The sequence below is a fragment of the Streptomyces sp. WELS2 genome (assembly GCF_013870595.1).
Taxonomy (GTDB): domain Bacteria; phylum Actinomycetota; class Actinomycetes; order Streptomycetales; family Streptomycetaceae; genus Streptomyces.
Map to the genome: position 1 here is coordinate 1 of NZ_JACBWZ010001259.1, position 1,316 is coordinate 1,316.

Here is a 1,316-nt window from a genome sequence, read left to right on the forward strand (position 1 = left end):
CACCCCCACGCGCAGGAGCCCCGCATGACCACCACCGTCTCCGCCTCCGGACTCACCCTCCGCTACGGCGGCACCCGCGCCCTGGACGACGTGTCGCTCAGGCTCGGCCGGGGCGTGACCGGGCTGCTCGGGCCGAACGGCGCGGGCAAGACCACGCTGCTGCGGGTGCTGGCCACCGCCGTCCCGGCCGACAAGGGCGCCTTCACGGTGCTCGGGCACGACCCGGCGACCGCGCGGGGCCGTCAGGAACTGCGCCGGAACCTGGGCTATCTCCCGCAGACGCCCGGCTTCCACCCCGACTTCACGCCCTTCGAGTTCGTGGACTACGTCGCGATCCTCAAGGAGCTGACCGACCGCGCCGCCCGGCACCGGGAGGTGCGCCGCGTCCTCGCCGAGGCCGACCTGGACGACGTGCGCGGCAAGCGCATCAAGAGGCTGTCCGGCGGCATGCGGCAGCGCGTCGCGCTGGCCGCCGCGCTCGTCGGCGACCCGGGCTTCCTGGTGCTGGACGAGCCGACCGTCGGCCTCGACCCGGAACAGCGCATGCGCTTCCGTGAGGTGATCGCCCGCGCCGGCGAGGACCGCACGGTGCTGCTGTCCACCCACCAGACCGAGGACGTGGCGATGCTCTGCAACCGGGTCCTGGTGATGGCGGGCGGCCGGATCCGGTTCGCCGGCACCCCCGCCGAGCTGACCGCGCGGGCCGCCGGCCGGGTGTGGAGCAGCGGTGGACGCGATCCGGGGGCGAAGGCGGGCTGGCGCACCGGTACGGGCACCTTCCGCAACGTGGGCGATCCGCCCCCCGGCGCCGAACTGCTCGAACCCACCCTGGAGGACGGCTATCTGCTCACCCTCGACGGCGAGCTCGCGGAGGTGACCGCGTGAGCGCGCCCGCACTGGAGAAGGAGGCGCAGGCCGCCCCGGCCGGGTCCGGCGCGCCCACGGCGGCCGTGCTCGCGCTCGCCCTGTTCGAGGCCCGCAGGCTGCTGCTGCGCCTGCCCGTCCTGCTCGCCCTCGCCGGCTACACGGCCTGGCTGGTGTGGCACAACCTCCAGCCCTGGGACGAGTTCCCGGCGCTCCAGGACGCCGACCGCGCCACCCAGGGCGGCCCGCTGTTCGTCGCCCTGGCCGCGCTGCTGTGCGCCAACCAGGCCGCGCTGCGCTCGCGCCGCCGGGACACCGAGCGCCACTTCGCGGTGCTGGCGCTCTCCCGGGGGCAGCGGACGGCCGCGCACGCGCTGTCCGTCGTGCCGCTCGCGCTGCTGGTCGCCGCGGGGGTGATCGCCCAGTTCACCTGGGAGGCGGTCAAGCCGGGC

1 protein-coding gene and 1 pseudogene are annotated in these 1,316 nt (G+C 75.8%); both read left to right on the forward strand.

Translation table 11 applies throughout. The annotated features are described in order from the left end of the window. Positions 1 to 24 precede the first annotated feature (24 nt). Complete coding sequence (locus H5J33_RS35525; protein ID WP_181798760.1) at positions 25 to 885, forward strand: ABC transporter ATP-binding protein; 861 nt, start codon at positions 25 to 27, stop codon at positions 883 to 885. Then, positions 882 to 1,316: pseudogene (locus H5J33_RS35530) on the forward strand (ABC transporter permease); the annotation flags it as partial. The gene H5J33_RS35525 and the pseudogene H5J33_RS35530, both read left to right, overlap by 4 nt.